This window comes from Streptomyces sp. NPDC005963, assembly GCF_040638655.1.
Classification (GTDB): domain Bacteria; phylum Actinomycetota; class Actinomycetes; order Streptomycetales; family Streptomycetaceae; genus Streptomyces.
Map to the genome: position 1 here is coordinate 55,589 of NZ_JBEXVD010000004.1, position 19,415 is coordinate 75,003.

The following is a 19,415-nucleotide window of genomic DNA, read 5'->3' on the forward strand; positions in this document are numbered from 1 at the left end:
TGAGTGAGGACATATCGCCATGCCCGGCTGCGGTCCAGCCCCTGCTCCGACCCACGGCAATCGAGTTCCGCCCGGTGCACTCCCGGCGACGACGGCGGCCCGGCGGGGAGCACACACCTCCCACGGGCCGGCTCCGCGGGTTCTCCGCGACGGAATCCCGGTCTGAGCCGATGCGCAACGATCGTGTCTTCGCCTACGGCGCCGCTGCCGGGCTCCTGGGCGACCTCCTGCTCGGCGACCCGCGCAGGGGGCATCCCGTCGCTCTGTTCGGACAGGCCGCCGGTGCCGTCGAACGGGCCCTGTGGCGTGATCACCGCGGCTGGGGTGCCGTCCACACCGGGCTCTGTGTCGGCGGGGCGACCGCCGCTGCCGCGCTCGTCTCCCGTACCGCACGGCGCAGTCCCGTCGCATCCGTCGCGCTGACCGCGATCGCCACCTGGACCGTCGTCGGTGGGACGTCGCTGGGCCGGGAGGCCCGGGCCATCGGTGCCGCGCTCACGGCCGGTGACGTCGAGCGTGCCCGCGCCCGACTGCCGCATCTGTGCGGACGCGACCCCCAGTACCTGGATGAGCAGCAGATCGCGCGGGCCGTCGTCGAGTCCGTTGCCGAGAACACCTCCGACGCGGTCGTGGGGGCCCTGGTGTGGGGGGCGGTCGCCGGTGTGCCCGGGCTGGTCGCGTTCCGGGCGGTGAACACCCTGGACGCCATGGTGGGTCACCGTTCCCCCCGTCATCGGCGGTTCGGCTGGGCAGCGGCACGGCTCGACGACGTCGCCGGCTGGCCCGGAGCACGTCTGACGGCGGTGCTGGCCGCCGTCGCTGGAGGGAACGCACCGCGGGCCTTCGGGGCCTGGCGGGCCGACGCCCACCGGCACCCGAGCCCCAACGCCGGCCCCGTGGAAGCCGCGTTCGCCGGCGCGCTGGGCGTACGGCTCGGCGGGACGCTCTCGTACGCCGGCCGGGTCGAACACCGGCCGGTCCTGCACACCGTGGGCCGGCCGGTGGAGGTCGCCGACATCGAGCGCGCGGTGCGGCTGTCGCGTCGGGTCGGTCTGTTGGCGCTCGGCGTGAGCGCGGTCGGACGGTCGCTGTTCCGACGGGCCGCCGCACCCCGTCCGGGGCGGCGGGGGAGGCGAGGGACTTCATGACGGGCCGAGGACGCGCCGGCGGTGGCCTGCTGATCGCGGGGACCACGTCGGACGCGGGCAAGAGCGTGGTCACGGCGGGCATCTGCCGCTGGCTGGTGCGACAGGGCGTGAAGGTAGCCCCCTTCAAGGGCCAGAACATGTCGCTGAACTCCTTCGTCACCCGTCAGGGCGCGGAGATCGGTCGGGCCCAGGCGATGCAGGCGCAGGCCGCCCGGGTCGAGCCGACCGCACTGATGAACCCGGTGCTCCTCAAGCCCGGCAGCGACCGTTCAAGCCAGGTCGTGCTGATGGGCAAGCCGGTCGGCGAAATGAGCGCGCGCGGCTATCACGGTGGACGGCAGCAGGCCCTGCTGGCCACCGTCGTGGAGTGCCTGGAGGAGTTGCGGGCCACCCACGACGCCGTGATCTGCGAGGGGGCAGGGAGCCCCGCGGAGATCAACCTACGGCGCACCGACATCGTCAACATGGGCGTCGCCCGCGCCGCCGGGCTGCCGGTGCTGGTCGTGGGCGACATCGACCGCGGTGGGGTGTTCGCCTCCTTCTTCGGCACGACGGCCCTGCTCGCGCCCGAGGACCAACGGCTGGTGGCGGGCTATCTCATCAACAAGTTCCGTGGTGACGTCTCCCTGCTGGAGCCGGGCCTCGACATGCTCCACGGCCTCACCGGACGGCGGACGTTCGGGGTCCTCCCGTACGCCCACGGGCTGGGCATCGACGAGGAGGACGGTCTGAGGGTGTCCCTGCGCGGTGCCGTGCGCGAGTCGGTCACCGCTCCCCCGGTCGGCGATGACGTGCTGCGGGTCGCGGTGTGTGCCGTTCCGCTGATGTCCAACTTCACGGACGTCGATGCCCTGGCGGCTGAGCCGGGCGTGCTCGTGCGCTTCGTGGACCGGCCCGAGGAGTTGGCCGATGCCGATCTGGTGATCGTCCCGGGCACCCGGGGCACGGTACGGGCCCTGCGCTGGCTCCGGGAACGCGGTCTGGCCAGCGAGTTGGCGCGGCGGGCTGCTGCCGGCCGTCCGGTGCTGGGCATCTGCGGGGGTTTCCAGCTCCTCGGCGAACACATCCACGACGAGGTGGAGTCCCGGGCGGGGTCGGTCAAGGGCCTCGGCCTGCTCCCGGTGCGGATCCGCTTCGCGACCGACAAGACGCTCGCCCGGCCGGTGGGAAGTGCCCTCGGGGAGCCGGTGGAGGGGTACGAGATCCACCACGGGGTGGCCGAAGTCCTGGGCGGGGAGCCCTTCCTGGCGGGGTGCCGCGTCGGGCAGGTGTGGGGCACCCACTGGCACGGTTCGCTGGAGAGCGACGGATTTCGTCGGCAGTTCCTGCGGGCGGTCGCCCGAGCCGCCGGCCGTCGGTTCGTACCGGCCCCCGACACATCGTTCGCGGCGCTGCGCGAGGAGCAGTTGGACCGGCTCGGCGATCTCGTCGAGGAGCACGCGGACACGGACGCCCTGCTGCGGCTCATCGAACAGGGCCCTCCTGCGGGGCTTCCCTTCGTCCCGCCAGGAGCCCCACCACTGCCCGGCACCACGTCCAAGGACAGGGCCACGCCGGGAGACGGCGACGCGCAGCCACCGAAGGCTCCGGATCGCCACACCGATGCCGCGCCCATCGCACCACCGCCGGGGAGTCCTCGGCACCCACAGACCCACTCGCACCCCTCTGAGGAGGCCGGATGAGCACGCCGTACCCGTTCACCGCCATTGTCGGACAGGACGACCTACGGCTCGCCCTGTTGCTGAACGCCGTATCACCGCAGGTGGGCGGTGTGCTCGTCCGCGGTGAGAAGGGCACGGCGAAGAGCACGGCGGTCCGGGCGCTGGCAGCGCTGATACCGGAGGTGGCCGTCGTTCCGGGCTGTCGGTTCTCCTGCGACCCGAACGCGCCCGATCCGGCGTGTCCCGACGGACCGCACGAGCCCGGACTTCCGTCGGCCCGCCCCGCGCGCATGGTGGAGCTGCCGGTGGGTGCGTCGGAGGACCGCTTGGTCGGCGCCCTGGACATCGAGCGGGCGCTGGCGGACGGTGTGAAGGCGTTCGAGCCGGGGCTCCTCGCCGACGCGCACCGCGGGATCCTGTACGTCGACGAAGTGAACCTGCTCCACGACCACTTGGTGGACGTGCTGCTGGACGCCGCCGCGATGGGGGCGTCGTATGTGGAGCGGGAGGGCGTGTCCGTGCGGCACGCGGCGCGCTTCCTGCTGGTGGGGACGATGAACCCGGAGGAGGGTGAGCTACGGCCGCAGCTCCTGGACCGGTTCGGGCTGACGGTGGAGGTGGCCGCTTCGCGCGAGCCGGACCAGCGGGTCGAGGTGGTGCGGCGCAGACTGGCGTACGACGACGACCCGGCCGCGTTCGCCCTGCGGTGGACGGCCGATGAGGACGCGCTCCGGACGAGGATCGCCGCCGCACGGGCGTTGCTGCCCACGGTGTCGCTCGGCGATGACGCCCTGCGGCAGATCGCCGCCACCTGTGCGGCGTTCGAGGTGGACGGGATGCGCGCCGACATCGTGATGGCGCGCGCCGCCACCGCACTGGCCGCCTGGGCGGGGCGTACGGACGTGCTCGCCGAGGACGTCCGGCAGGCGGCGCTGTTGGCGCTGCCCCACCGCCGTCGGCGCAACCCCTTCGATGCGCCCGGGCTCGACGAGGAGAAGCTCGACGAGACGTTGCAGGAGTTCGGTGGGTCGGGTGAACCGGACCCGCCCGAGACGGACCCAGACCCCGATCCCGATCCCGATCCCGATCCCGGCGGCGGGCCGGACGGCGGAGGATCGCCGCCGAACGCCCCGGACAGTCCGGAGACTCCTGGCACCCCGCCGTCGCAGGACGCTCCCGATGCACCGGCGCCCGAAGGTCCCGCCCCGCAGGAATCCCCCGGGGCCGGTGGCGGTGAGCAACGCGCTGTCCAGGCCACGGAGCCCTTCCGTACAAAGGCCCTGAGCGTTCCCGGCATCGGTGAGGGGGCCGCCGGTCGGCGCTCGCGCGCCAGGGCCGAGCACGGTCGGACGACGGGGTCGCACCGGCCCCGCGGCGCCCTGACCCGACTGCACCTGGCGGCGACCGTGCAGGCCGCAGCCCCCCATCAGCAGGCTCGGGGGCGCAGCGGCCGGGGGTTGGTGATCCGTCGGGACGATCTGCGGCAGGCGGCTCGCGAGGGGCGCGAGAGCAATCTGGTGCTGTTCGTGGTGGACGCTTCCGGTTCGATGGCGGCCCGGCAGCGCATGGGCGCGGTCAAGGGTGCCGTGCTGTCCTTGCTGCTCGATGCCTATCAGCGTCGGGACAAGGTGGGGCTGGTGACCTTCCGCGGCCAGGATGCCGAAGTGGCGTTGCCGCCCACGTCGTCGGTGGACACGGCGGCGGCCCGGCTCGCCCTGCTGCCGACGGGCGGGCGCACTCCGCTGGCCGCCGGTCTGCTCAAGGCCCATGACGTCCTGCGGGTGGAGCGGATGCGGGACCCCTCGCGCCGTCCGCTGCTGGTCGTGGTGACGGATGGCCGGGCGACCGGCAAGGGCCCCGATCCGGTGGGTCTGGCGACCCGCGCCGCCCGGTTGCACGCGAGCGAGGGCACGGCGGCGATCGTCGTGGACTGCGAGTCGGGGCCGGTCCGGCTGGGCCTCGCGGTCCGGCTGGCGACGGATCTCGCGGGGACCGCGGTGACGTTGGACGAGCTGCGGGCGGACGCCATCGCCGGTCTGGTGAAGGACGCCCGGCAGCCGGGCGAGCAGAGCGCCCGGCGCACGGCCGGATCGATCTCGATGGGAAGGGCCGCGTAGATGCCGCAAGGACAACCGTCCGTCGTTCCGGACGACGGACTCACCACCCGCCAGCGTCGCAACCGTCCGTTGGTCTTCGTCCACACGGGCACCGGCAAGGGCAAGTCGACGGCCGCGTTCGGGCTGGCCCTGCGCGCCTGGAACCAGGGGTGGCCGATCGGGGTGTTCCAGTTCGTCAAGTCGGCCAAGTGGAAGGTCGGCGAGGAGAACGCCCTGAAGGTGTTGGGGGCCTCCGGCGAGGGTGGCCGGGTGGACTGGCACAAGATGGGCGAGGGCTGGTCGTGGGTGCAGCGCGACGCGCAGTACAACAACGAGGAGGCGGCCCGGGAGGGCTGGGAGCAGGTCAAGCGGGACCTGGCGGCGGAGGCGTACCGGCTGTACGTCCTCGATGAGTTCGCCTACCCGCTGCACTGGGGGTGGGTGGACACGGCCGAGGTGATCTCGGTGCTGCGGGATCGGCCCGGCAACCAGCATGTGGTGATCACCGGCCGTAACGCACCGGCCGAACTGTTGGAGTTCGCGGATCTGGTGACCGAGATGACCAAGGTGAAGCACCCGATGGACGCAGGTCAGAAGGGGCAGCGGGGCATCGAGTGGTAGCACGTCTCGTCATCGCGGCCCCGTCGTCGGGCAGCGGCAAGACCACCGTGGCGACGGGCCTGATGGCCGCCTTCGCCGCCACGGGTCTCGCCGTGTCCCCGCACAAGGTGGGTCCCGACTACATCGACCCCGGCTACCACGCACTGGCCACCGGCCGGCCCGGCCGCAATCTCGACGCCTACCTCTGCGGTACGGAGTTGATGGCGCCGTTGTTCGCCCACGGCGCTGCCGGATGCGATCTGGCGGTGGTCGAGGGGGTGATGGGGCTGTACGACGGCGCTTCGGGGGCCGGGGAGTTGGCGTCCACGGCGCAGTTGGCGAAGTTGCTGCGGGCACCGGTGGTGCTGGTGGTCGACGCCTCGTCGCAGTCGCGGTCGGTTGCGGCGCTGGTCCACGGCTTCGTCTCGTTCGATCCGGAGGTGCGGATCGGGGGGATCATCCTCAACAAGGTGGGCACCGACCGGCACGAGGCCCTGTTGCGGGACGCCCTGGAGGAGTCCGGGGTGCCCGTGCTCGGGGTGCTGCGGCGGGGTGAGGCGGTGGCGACCCCGTCACGGCACCTGGGGTTGGTGCCGGTGGCGGAACGACGGACCGAGGCCCTGGCCGCGGTTGCCGCGATGGCCGATCTGGTGCGGCAGGGGTGTGATCTGGAGGGTCTGTTGGCCCTTGCGCGCAGTGCGCCGCCGTTGGGGACGACGCCCTGGTCCCCACCCGTGGGCGGCAGGGGAACGTCGGTCGGCCCTGAGACGGCGGTGGGGCCTTCGCCGGTGGTCGCGGTCGCCGGTGGCCCGGCCTTCACCTTCTCGTACGCCGAGCACGTCGAACTGCTGGCGGCGGCCGGTGCGCAGGTGGTCCCCTTCGACCCGCTGCGGGACACCCAACTCCCCGTGGGGACCTCCGGCGTGGTCATCGGGGGCGGCTTCCCCGAGGTGTTCGGTGCCGAGCTGTCCGCCAATGAGGCGCTGCGCAAGGACGTGGCGGACTTCGCCCGCTCCGGTGGACCGGTGGCGGCGGAGTGCGCCGGTCTGCTCTACCTGGCGCGGTCGCTCGACGGCCGACCGATGTGCGGGGTGTTGGACGCCGATGCTCGGATGGGTGAGCGGTTGACCCTCGGATACCGCGAGGCGGTCGCCGTGACCGACAGTTGTCTGGCGGCCGTGGGGACGCGGCTGCGGGGACACGAGTTCCATCGGACGGTGATCGAACCGTCGGCGGGACCGGACCCCGCGTGGGGGATGCGACTTCCGCAGCCGCGGATGGAGGGTTTCGTCCGCGGCGGGGTCCACGCGAGCTATCTGCACACCCACTGGGCGGCCGAGCCGGGGGTGGCCGCGCGATTCGTCGCCCGGTGCACACGATGAGCCGGTGGCGCGCGCCCTCGGCTGCCGGGGCGACGCCGGCCGGTTCGGGGTCCTCATTCGGCGATGCCGGTCACCAGCCAGATGAACCCCACCCCCGCGGTCGTGCACAGCAGGGTGGGGCCGGCCGCGTGGGAGTGGTGGGCCTCGGGGAGGATCTCGGCGGCGGCGAGGTAGAGCAGTGCGCCGCCGAAGAAGCCGAGATAGCTGCCGAGAGCTTCCACGGGCAGGGTGAACAGCAGGGTGGAGGCCGCGCCGACGACCGGCGCGAGAGCGTCGGCGAAGAGCATCACCATGGCCTTGGCCCGGGTGTTCCCGTACACGCTGGCGATCGTGTACGTGTTGAAGCCGTCGGCGAAGTCATGGGTGACGACGGCCAGTGCCACGGTGATCCCCATCGCATCGCCCACCTGGAAGGCGGCGCCGATCGCGATGCCGTCCATCAGGCTGTGGCTGACCATGGCGCCGGCCGCGGTCAGCCCCACCTGCGGAACGCGCTCCTCCGCGGCGCCGTGGGAGATCTGGCGGGCGGCCAGCAGACGTTCCACCATGTGTGCCACCAGAAAGCCGCCGACGAAGAGCAGCAGCGCCTGGGGCACCCCGAACACGTCCTCGCCCGCCGCCTCCAGTGCCTCGGGCAGCAGATCGAGTCCCACCACGCCGAGCATCAGACCGCCGGCCAGGCCCAGCACCAAATGGCGGCGGTCGGTGACGCGTTGCGCGACCCAACCGCCGAACAGCGTCATCAGGAACGCGCCGAGCGCAACGAACACCGCCATGCGCCTTTGCTAGCGGATCGATCCGCCGCTGTGCGGTTCCTGCTGCGGGACCCGCCGCAATCACCCGTTTGCCCCGGGGGGAGTGAGCTCATGGACCAGGTCGTCAGCGCACGCCTCGGCATTGCGCGGGTTGCTTGTCACCGCGGGGGGCGGTGGGGGCGATGAGCGGGTGGACGGCCCCGGGCGAGGGGCTGTTGGTCGTGGGGGTCGGTGCCTCGCGGGGTGTGCCCGTGAGCGAGGTGGTCGGACTCGTCGAGGAGACCTTGCGAACGGCGGGGCTGGCGACCGCGGCCGTCGCCGAGGTGGCCACCGTGGTGGCCAAGGCCGGTGAGCCGGGGGTCCTGGCGCTGGCCGAGTGGTTGGGCGTCCCGCTGGTGACCCATCCTGCGGACCGGCTGGCCCGCGTCCCCGTACCGCATCCTTCCGCGGCTCCGCTGGGCGCCGTCGGCACCCCGTCGGTCGCGGAGGCCGCTGCGCTGGCCAGTGGGGGCGTGCTGCTGGTGCCGAAGCGGGTGTCCCGGCCGGAGGGGAGGCCCGCCGGGGCGACCTGTGCGGTGGTACGCAGAGTGTCGATCACCGAGGTCCATGGCAGGGATAAAGAGGGTCCAGGGTCCAAATCCGGCCTCGACGTGACCGGGGATGGCCCTGCTGGTGAGCAGGGCGGCGGGCTGATGGCCCACAGGGAGGATCCTCGTACGGGCAGGGCGGGCGACTCCTTGCCACCACAGCCGGGACCAGGGGCGTCAGCATGGTCACCCGAGTGACAATATTGCTGTTCAGAGCCTCCCCACTCAGACTTTGCGGTAGTTGACAGGTCCTCGTGCCGACCCGGCCTCAAGGCTGGCCCCTCACCCCGAGCCGCCTCGAACGGGGTCGACCATGGTGAGGGTCGTCCGGAGGAGGGGAGGCTCTCGCTCTCTCCATCACCCCAAGAGACCGAAAAGAACAGGCCATGTGAGCACAGTGCACGGAGTGGATGCCGCGATGGTGGACAGGATGACGATCGTGACGGTCGGCAACCCAGCCACCCGCTCATCGTGGACCGAGCGGCGACCCCGCACGGGTTGCGATGGCCTCCTTCAGACCGCGCGGCGCCGTGCACCAGGTACCGGCGAACCGCCCGCGGCCCCTGTGGCGCGCCCGACCGCGCCACCGACGACGGCCGTACGAATCCTTCGCGGAGCGACGGTGTCCGGGCCAGACGGTGTCCGGGCCAGACGGTACGACCGCCCCCGCGATGTCGCCGCCGCGCCGCCTCCCCCGCACCGCACCGGGCGCTCCCGGCCGGCGCGCGCAGGCCCCGCCGACACCCTGCGATTCCGACCCCGTCGTGCGCGGTGACCCTCCCCACCACCGCGCCCCCACCCGGGGATGTCGCATCCGATCACCGCGTGGTCTCTCCCGTCACGCGCTCCCTCCTGCCGTACGTCCCTCACCCCCAAGGAGCACGTGTGACGTCCCCGCTCCCCCGTACCCACGAAAGTCCAGACAGCAGCCATGTACACGCACACTGACCCCCACGACCTGCGCCACCACGGCGATGCCGAAGTCCGGGACAGTGCTGCGCACATGACCGATCTCGCGGTCAACGTGCGCACCGACACCCCTCCCGAATGGCTGCGCGAACGCATCGCCGCCTCCTTGGTGACGCTCGCCAGCTATCCGGACGGTCGCGCGGCACGCGCAGCGGTTGCGGCGCGCCATGGGCTTCCGGTGGAGCGGGTGTTGCTGACCTCCGGTGCGGCGGAGGCGTTCGTCCTGCTCGCCCGGGCGCTGCGGGTGCGACATCCCCTGGTCGTCCATCCGCAGTTCACCGAGCCGGAAGCGGCTCTGCGGGACGCCGGCCACACCGTGCACCGGCTCGTGCTCCGGGAGGAGGACGGCTTTCGGCTCGATCCCGCGGCCGTGCCCGATACGGCGGACCTGGTGATGATCGGCAATCCGACCAACCCGACCTCGGTGCTCCATCCGGCCGCGGATCTTGCGGCGATCGCCCGGCCGGGACGGCTGCTCGTCGTGGACGAAGCGTTCATGGACGCGGTACCGCAGGAGCGCGAAACACTGGCGGACCGTACGGACATACCGGGGCTGGTGGTGCTGCGCAGTCTCACCAAGACCTGGGGCCTCGCCGGTCTGCGCGTCGGCTATGTGCTGGCGCCACCGGAGGTGATCGCGGAGTTGGAGCGCGTCCAACCGCTGTGGCCGGTGTCGACGCCGGCCCTGGTCGCCGCCGAAGTGTGTATGAGCCCGGCGGCGTTGAAGGAGGCGGAGCATGCGGCGGAGTCGATCGCACTGGAGCGGGCCCATCTGCTGGCCGGTCTGGCGGAGTTCGACGAGGTACGGGTGGTGGAGTCGGCCGAGGCGTCGTTCGTCCTCGCCCATGTGCACCGGGGTGCGGAGGTGCGCGAACGGCTGCGCTCCCTCGGGTTCGCCGTGCGTCGCGGTGACACCTTTCCCGGTCTCGGCCCCGGTTGGTTGCGCATCGCGGTACGGGACCGGGTGACGACGAACCGCTTCCTCCAGGCGCTGGACCAGGCGCTGACGATGGTGGGCCACTGACGTTCCGTACGGCATCGGAGGTACGGAAGGGGTGGGGTCCGCCCTGCGTCGGAACCCCGCCCCTTCCGCTCTGCCCCACCGGGGCCGGCTGTCAGCCGCGGGCGCGTGCCCGCTTGCGGACCATCAGCAGCGCACCGCCGCCGAGGCCGAGCAGCAGCACCGAGCCGGCAGCCAGGTACTTGGTGGTCGAACTACCGCCCGTCTCGGCGAGGTTCTCGGTGGGCTCCCCGCCGGAGAGCGCCTTGATCCCCTCGGTGGGCGCGGACTCCTGCGGGGCTCCGGTCTCCGCGGGGGCTTCGGTCTGCTGCTGTCCGGGCTCCTGCGGCGCCTGGGTCTCCTGCTGCCGGTGCGGGGCCTTCGGCGCCTCGCACGTGGCCTCCACGAGGGTCACCGACCCGTTGACCTCGGCGACGTTCAGCTTGAGGGGGTTCACGGCGACCTTGAGGGCGAGGGCGGTCGCTGCGGCCGTGCGGGAGGTGGTGTGGGTCCGGGACAGGTCGAGCGTGACCGTGCCGACGCCCGGCACGGTCACCGCGGTCCGCCCGCCCGCGGTGAGCGTCACCTTCTTGCCGAGCACCTTGACGTGACCGAGCACGTTCGATGTGGCGGTGGGGCGGGCGCCGACCCGGCAGGTGGCCCGGGAGGTGACCTGTTCGACCTCGATGAGGGAGAGCAGCGGAAGTCCCGGCACATGCACCCGGGCGCCGACGAGACGGGCGTACCCCTCGGCCTGCTTCTTGCCGACGGTTCCCCGGGAGGTGGCCACGTCCGCGCGCAGCACCGAGAACGGCCTCCCCCCGTCGACGCCGTCGAGCCGGACGGAGAGCGCCGTCTTGTCGGCGCTCGCCGGTGCCGTGACCTCGTTGAGCGTGGTCTTGAGGGGGATCTGCACGGTCTTGTTGTGCAGCGAGACGTCGAGTCCGGCGCGGAGCACGACAGCACTCGCCCTTCCCTCGCTGCCGCCGCCGGTGGCGTGTGCGGGACCGGCGAGCGCCATCGGTGCCGCGACGATCGCGACGGAGGCGGTGACGGCGGCGCAGCGGCGTGCGGACGTGCGGAAGGCATTGCTGTTCACGGTGGTGGAACCCCCACGAGAGTTACGGCATCGCCGCACGGCCCGCAGGGACATGCGGGCCGTGACGACGGGGACACGGGAATCTTTACGCACTCAGAGTGAACCGACAGACACCTGGGGTTAGTTCACTCCAAAGGGGGTTTCCGCGTCCACATTCGATTTGTGACGTACGGGTGTTCCTGAAGTGGCGGCGTGTCTCACGGGCCCGGTCGCGTGCCGGTGCATGACCCGGGGGGTGCCCAGAGGTGTTCAACGAGCCGTGACCAGCTGAAGTAACGCTCGGTCAAGGGGCCGCCGCACGGGAGGGGCCCGGGCGCGTGCCCCTCCCCCATCGCCCGGGGAAGGCCCGCGAACACCGTGTCGACCGGGCCGGGGTCAGCCGATCACCCGGCCGTTGAGGATCACCCGTTGCGGCGCCGCCAGCACCCTGACGTCCGCCCGGGGATCGGACGCGTACACCACGAGGTCCGCCGGAGCGCCCTCGTCCAGTGCCGGGCGCCCCAGCCACTGCCTGGCACCCCAGGTGGTGGCCGACAGTGCTTTCAGCGGTGGGATACCGGCCTTCACCAACTCGGCCACCTCGGCCGCGACCAGACCGTGGGCCAGCGAACCGCCCGCGTCCGTACCGACGAACACCGGGATCCCCGCGTCGTACGCGGCGCGCACGGTGTCGTAACGCCGCTCGTGGAGCCTGCGCAGATGGGCCGACCAGCGGGGGAACTTGGACTCCCCGCCGTCCGCGAGGGCGGGGAAGGTGGCGATGTTGACGAGGGTGGGGACGATGGCGACACCGCGTTCCGCGAAGAGCGGGATGGTGTCCTCGGTGAGTCCGGTCGCGTGCTCGATGCAGTCGATGCCCGCCTCCACCAGATCGCGGAGCGAATCCTCGGCGAAGCAGTGGGCGGTGACGCGAGCTCCCAGCCGATGCGCTTCCGCGATCGCCGCCTCCACCGCGCCGCGCGGCCAACAGGCGGTGAGGTCACCCGCCTCCCGGTCGATCCAGTCGCCGACGAGCTTGACCCAGCCGTCACCGCGCTGCGCCTCGCGCGCCACATACGCGACCAGGTCGTCGGGCTCGACCTCGTGCGCGTAGTTCCTGATGTAGCGGCGGGTGCGCGCGATGTGCCGGCCCGCCCTGATGATCTTCGGAAGGTCGTCGCGCTCGTCGATCCAGCGGGTGTCGGACGGTGAGCCCGCGTCCCGGATCAGCAGGGCGCCGGCGTCCCGGTCCGCGAGCGCCTGCTTCTCACTGGTGGCGTCGTCCACCGGGCCGTGCCGGTCGAGCCCGACGTGGCAGTGGGCGTCGACCAGCCCGGGGAGGGCCCAACCGGACACGGTCCGTACGTCCCGGGTCACATGGGGGCGTTGGTAGGTGATGCGCCCCCCGACGACCCATAGTTCGTCCCGTACGTCCTCGGGGCCGGCGAGCACCCGCCCCTTCACATGCAGCACCGCGTGATCGCTCATGCCAGCACTGTACGAGGGTGGTGCGCGGGGGTGGGTACCCTCGTGCGTGATGCTGAAAGCCGCTGATCACAGGCGTGGTCCGGCCGGCCCCAACAGAAGACGACCCCATTGCGCGACCCCGAAGCGCGGACCTGAAGAGGCACCACCGTGACACATCCGCTCCTGGACCTGCCCCCGTTGACCGCCGCGCACTTCGCGAGCATCGAGCGTCGTGTGGCGGCGCTGCTCGACACCGAGCACGATGTGGTGATCACCCAGGGTGAGGCGCTGCTTCCGCTGGAGGGCTGCATCCGCAGCGGTGCCCGCGCCGGCTCGACCGCGCTGAACGTGGTGACCGGCCCCTACGGGCAGACGTTCGGCAACTGGCTGCGGGACTGCGGCGCCACGGTCGTCGATCTGGAGGTGCCCTTCCACACCGCGGTCACCGCGGAGCAGGTGGAGCAGGCGTTGGCCGCCCGCCCGGAGATCGACTTCGTCTCGCTGGTGCACGCGGAGGCGGCGACGGGCAACACCAACCCGGTGGCGGAGATCGGTGAGGTCGTCAGGCGTCACGGGGCCCTGTTCATGTTGGACGCGGTGGCTTCGGTGGCCGCGGAACCGCTGCTGCCGGACGCCTGGGGAGTCGACCTGTGCGTGATCGGCGCGCAGAAGGCCATGGGGGGACCGGCCGGTGTGTCGGCGGTTTCGGTGAGCGCCCGGGCCTGGGAGCGGTTCGCGGCCAACCCGGCTGCGCCCCGGCGCTCCTATCTGTCGCTGTTGGACTGGAAGGAACGTTGGATCGACGGCGGACGCCGAGCCCTGCTCCACGCTCCGGCCCAGTTGGAGATGCTGGCCCTGGAGGCGTGCGTGGAGCGCATCGAGTCGGAGGGCCTGGACGCGGTGATGGCCCGCCATGCGTCAGCCGCCACCGCGACGCGTGCCGGTGCGACGGCGCTCGGGGGCGGTCTGGAGCCGTATGTGTACGAGGCGCGGGACGCGGCTCCGGTGGCGACGACCTTGCGCGTGCCGGCGGGCGTGGACGCATCCGAGTTGGTGGCGCGGGCTCTGGCCGCCGACCCTTCGCTGCCGTTGATCGCGGGCGGCGGGGCATTGGCCAAGGAGATGGTCCGCGTCAACCACTACGGCGTGGACGCCACCCGCGGTGCGGTGCGTTCCTCGCTCACCGCGCTGGGGTCGGCCCTGGCCCAGTCGGGCGCGACGGTGGATCTGGAGGCCGCGGGACGCGCGGTGAGCGAGGTGTGGGCCTGACCGCACCTCGAACACAGCGGGCCGGCCACCTCCTTGGCCCCCCGAGCACACGCATCGGCCTCCGGGCGGCTTCGGCGCCGCCTCGGGGGCCGTTGTGCTGCGTCGATGTCCCCGGGCTGCCGGGGCGGGCAGGGGCGATGCGCGGGAAACCGTGGCCCCGGGTCATGCGTCGGGAGCGCACGGAGCACATCGAGCACCGCAAAGCACACAGAGTGCACACAGCGCACACAGCAGGTAAAGCACGCCGAGCCTATCGAGCGGGGAGCGCAGGGAGCTCCGCCGGCAATCCACCGCCCGGTAGCCCATAACCGGCGACTTCCGACGCCGAGCGACAGGAACACATCAAGAATTCAGTTCGCCGCATTCGATAAATCGACCCACGTCGGAGCGGATTTATCGGAAGGATTATCTATGGCAGGTTTCCCTCTCTCGTCTGCCCCCATCCCATCTCCCTAAACGCATGAGTTTCATTAATATTCTCCGGGGCGATATCGAGATGTGACCGACTCCACAGCGCATCCTGAAAATCCCTTTCGCACCCCTTAAAATAGGCGATAACGCCTCCCTCCATGATCAGTTCTCGCGCCTGCGCGATAACACAGGAAGTGATCTCACCCAACCCCTCCCATCCATGCATTTTTCGAATTTGCTCGGTAAATTACTTGGGCATGACCGCCGCACAGGAAGACCTTGTACGAGCCAACCCGTCGAGCGAATTCATCACCGTTGAACCCCCGCGAGTAGAGGACGGAGCCGCGCTCTGGCGCATTGCCCGCGACTCCGAGGTGCTCGACCTCAACTCCTCGTACAGCTATCTGCTGTGGTGCCGTGACTTCTCCGCCACCTCGCTGGTGGCACGTGCCCCCGACGGCGAGCCGGTCGCCTTCGTCACGGGGTACGCCCGGCCCGATCGACCGACGACCCTCGTCGTCTGGCAGATCGCCGTGGACGACTCGTTCCGCGGCCGGGGGCTCGCCGGAGTGCTGCTCGACGCGCTGACCGCCAAGGTCACCGTCGACCGCGGCATCAGCGAGGTCGAGACCACGATCACCCCCGACAACACCGCATCGGACCGACTCTTCACCTCCTTCGCCCGGCGTCACGGCGCACGGGTGGACCGCGAAGTCCTCTTCGACGGCGCCCTGTTCCCCGACGAACCGCAGCACCGGTCCCCAGCACCCCGAGAATCCGCAGCACCGGGGCAGCCCACAGGCGCACACCAACCGGAAGTCCTCTACCGGATCGGGCCGCTCGGCCCCTGACCACGGTCCGGCACTCCGCTCCCCACGCCCTTCGCACCCCCGTCCCCACGGGTGCGGATCCCGCAATCGGCCGACAGCGACTGTCAGCGGCCACGAGCGGGATGCCCGCACCCACCCGGCCAGTTCAACGAACTCGCCCCACAGGACCCCCTGGAGACCACTGTGACCATCACCCCGCCCGCCCTGAGCGTCTTCGAGACCCTGGAATCGGAGGTGCGCAGCTACTGCCGCGGCTGGCCCGCCGTGTTCGACCGGGCCCAGGGCAGCCAGTTGCACGACGAGGACGGCCACGCCTACCTCGACTTCTTCGCCGGTGCCGGCTCGCTCAACTACGGCCACAACAACCCGGTGCTCAAGCGCGCCCTCATCGACTACATCGAACGCGACGGCATCACCCACGGCCTGGACATGGCCACCACCGCGAAACGGGCGTTCCTGGAGTCATTCCAGAACATCGTCCTGCGCCCGCGCGACCTGCCGTACAAGGTGATGTTCCCCGGCCCGACCGGCACCAACGCCGTGGAGGCCGCGCTGAAGCTGGCGCGCAAGGTCAAGGGTCGCGAATCGGTCGTCTCCTTCACCAATGCCTTCCACGGCATGTCCCTGGGCTCGCTCGCCGTGACCGGCAACGCCTTCAAGCGGGCCGGTGCCGGAATCCCCCTGGTCCACGGCACACCGATGCCGTTCGACAACTACTTCGACGGTCAGGTCCCGGACTTCATCTGGTTCGAGCGGCTGCTGGAGGACCAGGGCTCGGGGCTGAACAAGCCGGCCGCGGTGATCGTGGAGACCGTTCAGGGCGAGGGCGGCATCAACGTCGCCCGGGGCGAGTGGCTGCGCGCGCTCCAAGCACTGTGCGAGCGCCAGGACATGCTGCTGATCGTCGACGACATCCAGATGGGCTGCGGCCGTACCGGCGGCTTCTTCTCCTTCGAGGAGGCGGGCATCACACCGGACATCGTCACCCTGTCCAAGTCCATCAGCGGGTACGGCCTGCCCATGTCGCTCTGCCTGTTCAAGCCGGAACTGGACATCTGGGAGCCGGGCGAGCACAACGGCACGTTCCGCGGCAACAACCCGGCCTTCGTCACCGCGGCTGCGGCGCTCGACGCCTACTGGGCGGATGGGCAGATGGAGAAGCAGACTCTCGCCCGCGGTGAGCAGGTCGAGCAGGCGCTGTTGGGCATCGCGGCCGAGAACGCCGACGCCGGAGTCTCCTTCCGGGGCCGCGGACTCGTGTGGGGCCTGGAGTTCGAGGACCCTTCGCGCGCCTCGGCGATCTGCACCCGCGCCTTCGAACTGGGGATGCTGCTGGAGACCTCCGGGCCCCGGAGCGAGGTGGTCAAGCTGCTGCCGGCGCTGACCATCTCCCCCGACGAGTTGGACCAGGGCCTGCGCATCCTCGCCCGCAGCGTCCGCGAGACCGGCTGACCGACTGACCGACTGGCCGGCTGACCGCCATGCCTCACGGGCGCTTCCCCCTCGACGCCGCGGAAGCGCCCGCCCCACCACCGAAGAAAGGCAGCGAACCACTGTGATCGTCCGTTCGTTCAAGGACATCGAGAACACCGACCGCCATGTGAGAGCGGCCTCGGGGACCTGGGAGAGCAAGCGCATCGTGCTCGCCAAGGAGAAGGTGGGCTTCTCGCTCCACGAGACCGTCCTGTACGCGGGCACGGAGACGTCGATGTGGTACGCGAACCACATCGAGGCGGTGCTCTGCGTGGAGGGCGAGGCCGAGCTCACCGACGACGAGACCGGCGAGACCCACTGGATCGAGCCCGGGACGATGTATCTCCTGGACGGCCACGAGCGCCACACCCTGCGTCCCAAGACCGACTTCCGCTGCGTCTGCGTCTTCAACCCGCCCGTGACCGGGCGCGAGGACCACGACGAGAACGGCGTCTATCCGCTGCTCACCGAGGAGGGCTGAATCATGACGACCGCACCCGTACGCACCGATCTCTACCCGACCCGAGGCGTGGGAGAGGTGATGACCCCGCGCCAGGATCCGGTCGTCTGGTCGGCGCCCGGCGCGCCCGGGCCCATCGTCCCGACCGAACTGCGCGGCTATGAACGCGACGGCTTCCTCACCGTCGAGGACATGATCTCCGACGACGAAGTCGCCGTATACCGCTCGGAGATGGAGCGGCTGATCGCCGACCCGTCCGTCCGAGCCGACGAGCGCTCGATCATCGAGCCCGCGTCCCAGGACGTGCGGTCGGTCTTCGAGGTGCACAAGCTCAGTGCGGTGTTCGCCGCCCTCGTCCGCGATGAGCGTGTGGTGGGCCGGGCCCGCCAGATCCTCGGTTCGGACGTCTACGTCCACCAGTCGCGCATCAATGTGAAGCCCGGCTTCGGCGCCTCCGGCTTCTATTGGCACTCCGACTTTGAGACCTGGCACGCCGAGGACGGGCTGCCGAACATGCGCACCGTGTCGGTGTCCATCGCCCTGACCGAGAACCGGGACACCAACGGCGGGCTGATGATCATGCCCGGGTCGCACCGGACCTTCCTGGGGTGCGCGGGCGAGACCCCGAAGGACAACTACAAGAAGTCGCTCCAGATGCAGGACGCCGGCACGCCGTCGAACGAGGCGCTGACCCGGTACGCGCAGGAGCACGGCATCCGGCTGTTTACCGGGCGGGCCGGTTCGGCGACCTGGTTCGACTGCAACTGCATGCACGGCTCGGGCGACAACATCACGCCCTTCGCGCGCAGCAATGTGTTCATCGTGTTCAACAGCGTGGAGAACGCGGCGGTCCAGCCGTTCGCGGCGCCGGTGCCGCGTCCGGACTTCATCGGCGCCAGGGACTTCACCCCGATCCGCTGACCGCACCGCGTGCCGTGCGCGTGCGGGGGCAGGAACGTGGTGAGCACGACGGCTCCACGGGCTTCGTGAGCACCGCGGCGGGGCCGGTCCGGGTGGCGTCCGGACCGGCCCCGCCTGCTGTCCATCAGACGGTGCTCAGCACCGGATAGTCGATGAACCCCTCGTCGCCGCCGCCGAAGAAGGCGGCCGGGACGGGAGCGTTGTACGGGCCCTCGCTCTGCAACCTGACCGGGAGGTCGGGGTTGGCGAGGAAGAGCGAGCCGAAGGCGATGATGTCGGCGACGCCCTCCGCGATGAGCGGCAGGGCGGCGTGGTCGGTCGGTCCCTCCGTCGCCGGGTTCAGCACCACGGTTCCGCTGTACTGGCGACGCAGTTCCAGCGTGATCTCGCGGGCCTTCTCGTTGGTCTCCGAGATGTGGACGTAGGCCAGGCCCAGCGGGTCCAGCTTGCGGATCAGGGCCGGGTAGACCTCGTGGGCGTCGGCTTCGGCGATGTCGTTGTACTCGTTGCGCGGCGAGAGTCGGATACCGGTGCGGTGCGCGCCGATCGCGGCGACCACGGAGTGGGTGACTTCGGTGGCGAAACGAATGCGGTTCTCCACCGAGCCGCCCCACTCGTCAGTGCGCTGGTTGGTGTTCGACGCCAGGAACTGCTGGATCAAGTAGCCATTGGCCCCGTGCAGTTCGACGCCGTCGAATCCCGCCTCGACCGCGTTGCGCGCGCTGTGGGTGAACTCCTCCACGACCTCCGGGATCTCCGCGGCATCGAGCGCGCGGGGCGGCAGGAAGTCCTTGGGGCCTTCGTGGGTGAAGAGCTGTCCTGCGGCGGCGACCGCGGAGGGGGCGACGCTGGCGCGGCCGTCGGGGAAGAGCGAGGGGTGGCCGATGCGTCCGGAGTGCATCAGCTGGGCGAAGATCCTTCCGCCCTTGGCGTGCACCGCGTCGGTGACCTTGCGCCAGGCGGCGACCTGTTCGTCGCTGTGCAGCCCGGGGGTGTCGGGGTAGCCCTGTCCGGTGATCGAGGGCTGGATGCCTTCGGTGATGATCAGGCCGGCGCCGGCTCGTTGGGCGTAGTACTCGACGACCGAGTCGGTCGGCGTGAGGCCGGGGCCGAAGGCGCGACTGCGGGTCATGGGGGCCATGGCGATGCGGTTCGCCAGCTTCTTGCCCGAGAGGTCGATCGGGTCGAACGCGGTGGTCATCAGGACTCCAGAAAAGGATATGTGGTCGGCCAAGTATTTCCGCCGGGAGTCACTGTAGCGCATTTACTTGGCCGGCCAAGGTAAAGTTTTCCCTGGAGGTGCTGCCC

General features: G+C 70.9%; 14 protein-coding genes and 2 pseudogenes. 12 read left to right on the forward strand and 4 right to left on the reverse strand.

Translation table 11 applies throughout. From position 1 onward, the window contains the following. Nucleotides 1-170: 170 nt before the first annotated feature. Genes ABZ348_RS08140 through ABZ348_RS08160 form a run of 5 tightly spaced genes read left to right on the forward strand, consistent with a single transcriptional unit; the run spans nucleotide 171 to nucleotide 6,887 of the window. Entirely contained in the window at nucleotides 171-1,148 is a 978-nt protein-coding gene (locus ABZ348_RS08140) for a cobalamin biosynthesis protein (protein ID WP_358930562.1), read from the forward strand. Then, nucleotides 1,145-2,830, forward strand: a complete 1,686-nt coding sequence (locus ABZ348_RS08145; protein WP_358930564.1) for a cobyric acid synthase — start codon at nucleotides 1,145-1,147, stop codon at nucleotides 2,828-2,830. Before ABZ348_RS08140 ends, ABZ348_RS08145 begins: the two co-directional genes overlap by 4 nt. Beyond that, complete coding sequence (locus tag ABZ348_RS08150; RefSeq protein WP_358930566.1) at nucleotides 2,827-4,926, forward strand: putative cobaltochelatase; 2,100 nt, start codon at nucleotides 2,827-2,829, stop codon at nucleotides 4,924-4,926. The genes ABZ348_RS08145 and ABZ348_RS08150 overlap by 4 nt, the downstream gene beginning before the upstream one ends. Continuing rightward, complete coding sequence (gene cobO, locus ABZ348_RS08155) at nucleotides 4,927-5,526, forward strand: cob(I)yrinic acid a,c-diamide adenosyltransferase (RefSeq protein ID WP_358930568.1); 600 nt, start codon at nucleotides 4,927-4,929, stop codon at nucleotides 5,524-5,526. It abuts the gene before it with no gap. Then, on the forward strand, nucleotides 5,520-6,887 hold the full coding sequence (locus ABZ348_RS08160) for a cobyrinate a,c-diamide synthase (protein ID WP_358930570.1): 1,368 nt from the start codon (nucleotides 5,520-5,522) through the stop codon (nucleotides 6,885-6,887). The genes cobO and ABZ348_RS08160 overlap by 7 nt, the downstream gene beginning before the upstream one ends. 53 nt (nucleotides 6,888-6,940) lie before the next feature. On the opposite strand, the gene ABZ348_RS08165 is transcribed toward ABZ348_RS08160, so the two are convergent. Beyond that, nucleotides 6,941-7,663, reverse strand: a complete 723-nt coding sequence (locus tag ABZ348_RS08165; protein WP_358930572.1) for a ZIP family metal transporter — start codon at nucleotides 7,661-7,663, stop codon at nucleotides 6,941-6,943. 194 nt (nucleotides 7,664-7,857) lie between these two features. On the opposite strand from ABZ348_RS08165, the pseudogene ABZ348_RS08170 reads away from it, so the two are divergent. Together ABZ348_RS08170 and cobC are read left to right on the forward strand one after the other, a co-directional pair. Then, nucleotides 7,858-8,310 (forward strand): annotated as a pseudogene (locus ABZ348_RS08170) (cobalamin biosynthesis protein); the annotation flags it as partial. A gap of 835 nt (nucleotides 8,311-9,145) precedes the next feature. Continuing rightward, nucleotides 9,146-10,222, forward strand: a pseudogene (gene cobC / locus ABZ348_RS08175) (Rv2231c family pyridoxal phosphate-dependent protein CobC); the annotation flags it as partial. Between the two features lie 91 nt (nucleotides 10,223-10,313). Here cobC and ABZ348_RS08180 read toward each other — a convergent pair. Continuing rightward, nucleotides 10,314-11,297 (reverse strand): SCO1860 family LAETG-anchored protein, encoded by a 984-nt coding sequence (locus tag ABZ348_RS08180; RefSeq protein ID WP_358930573.1) that lies wholly within the window; start codon nucleotides 11,295-11,297, stop codon nucleotides 10,314-10,316. Between the two features lie 375 nt (nucleotides 11,298-11,672). Next, nucleotides 11,673-12,764: an amidohydrolase family protein gene (locus ABZ348_RS08185; RefSeq protein ID WP_358930575.1), complete on the reverse strand. Its 1,092-nt coding sequence runs from the start codon at nucleotides 12,762-12,764 to the stop codon at nucleotides 11,673-11,675. A 147-nt stretch (nucleotides 12,765-12,911) separates the two neighbouring features. Here ABZ348_RS08185 and ABZ348_RS08190 point away from each other — a divergent pair, with 147 nt between their 5' ends. From ABZ348_RS08190 to thpD, 5 genes are all read left to right on the forward strand, one after another. After that, a complete protein-coding gene (locus ABZ348_RS08190) occupies nucleotides 12,912-14,012 on the forward strand; it encodes an aminotransferase class V-fold PLP-dependent enzyme (protein WP_358930577.1) in 1,101 nt (366 codons plus the stop codon). Nucleotides 14,013-14,680: 668 nt separating this feature from the next. After that, nucleotides 14,681-15,274 carry a diaminobutyrate acetyltransferase gene (ectA, locus tag ABZ348_RS08195; RefSeq protein WP_358930579.1) on the forward strand — a complete coding sequence of 198 codons (594 nt, stop codon included), beginning with the start codon at nucleotides 14,681-14,683 and terminating at the stop codon, nucleotides 15,272-15,274. 162 nt (nucleotides 15,275-15,436) lie between these two features. Then, on the forward strand, nucleotides 15,437-16,705 hold the full coding sequence (gene ectB / locus ABZ348_RS08200; RefSeq protein ID WP_358930581.1) for a diaminobutyrate--2-oxoglutarate transaminase: 1,269 nt from the start codon (nucleotides 15,437-15,439) through the stop codon (nucleotides 16,703-16,705). Between the two features lie 103 nt (nucleotides 16,706-16,808). After that, nucleotides 16,809-17,207 carry an ectoine synthase gene (locus ABZ348_RS08205; protein WP_358930583.1) on the forward strand — a complete coding sequence of 133 codons (399 nt, stop codon included), beginning with the start codon at nucleotides 16,809-16,811 and terminating at the stop codon, nucleotides 17,205-17,207. A 3-nt stretch (nucleotides 17,208-17,210) separates the two neighbouring features. Continuing rightward, a complete protein-coding gene (gene thpD, locus ABZ348_RS08210) occupies nucleotides 17,211-18,107 on the forward strand; it encodes an ectoine hydroxylase (RefSeq protein ID WP_358930585.1) in 897 nt (298 codons plus the stop codon). 124 nt (nucleotides 18,108-18,231) lie between these two features. On the opposite strand, the gene ABZ348_RS08215 is transcribed toward thpD, so the two are convergent. Then, nucleotides 18,232-19,308, reverse strand: coding sequence for an alkene reductase (locus ABZ348_RS08215; RefSeq protein ID WP_358930587.1), 1,077 nt, complete (start codon nucleotides 19,306-19,308; stop codon nucleotides 18,232-18,234). Between the last annotated feature and the right edge of the window lie 107 nt (nucleotides 19,309-19,415).

What these genes read in the sequence shown, in the direction of transcription:
- ABZ348_RS08140 (WP_358930562.1), top strand. Translation starts at nt 171, where the DNA reads ATGCGCAACGATCGTGTCTTCGCCTACGGCGCCGCTGCCGGGCTCCTG.
- ABZ348_RS08145 (WP_358930564.1), top strand. Translation starts at nt 1,145, where the DNA reads ATGACGGGCCGAGGACGCGCCGGCGGTGGCCTGCTGATCGCGGGGACC.
- ABZ348_RS08150 (WP_358930566.1), top strand. Translation starts at nt 2,827, where the DNA reads ATGAGCACGCCGTACCCGTTCACCGCCATTGTCGGACAGGACGACCTA.
- cobO (WP_358930568.1), top strand. Translation starts at nt 4,927, where the DNA reads ATGCCGCAAGGACAACCGTCCGTCGTTCCGGACGACGGACTCACCACC.
- ABZ348_RS08165 (WP_358930572.1), bottom strand. Translation starts at nt 7,663, where the DNA reads ATGGCGGTGTTCGTTGCGCTCGGCGCGTTCCTGATGACGCTGTTCGGC.
- ABZ348_RS08185 (WP_358930575.1), bottom strand. Translation starts at nt 12,764, where the DNA reads ATGAGCGATCACGCGGTGCTGCATGTGAAGGGGCGGGTGCTCGCCGGC.
- ectA (WP_358930579.1), top strand. Translation starts at nt 14,681, where the DNA reads ATGACCGCCGCACAGGAAGACCTTGTACGAGCCAACCCGTCGAGCGAA.
- thpD (WP_358930585.1), top strand. Translation starts at nt 17,211, where the DNA reads ATGACGACCGCACCCGTACGCACCGATCTCTACCCGACCCGAGGCGTG.
- ABZ348_RS08215 (WP_358930587.1), bottom strand. Translation starts at nt 19,308, where the DNA reads ATGACCACCGCGTTCGACCCGATCGACCTCTCGGGCAAGAAGCTGGCG.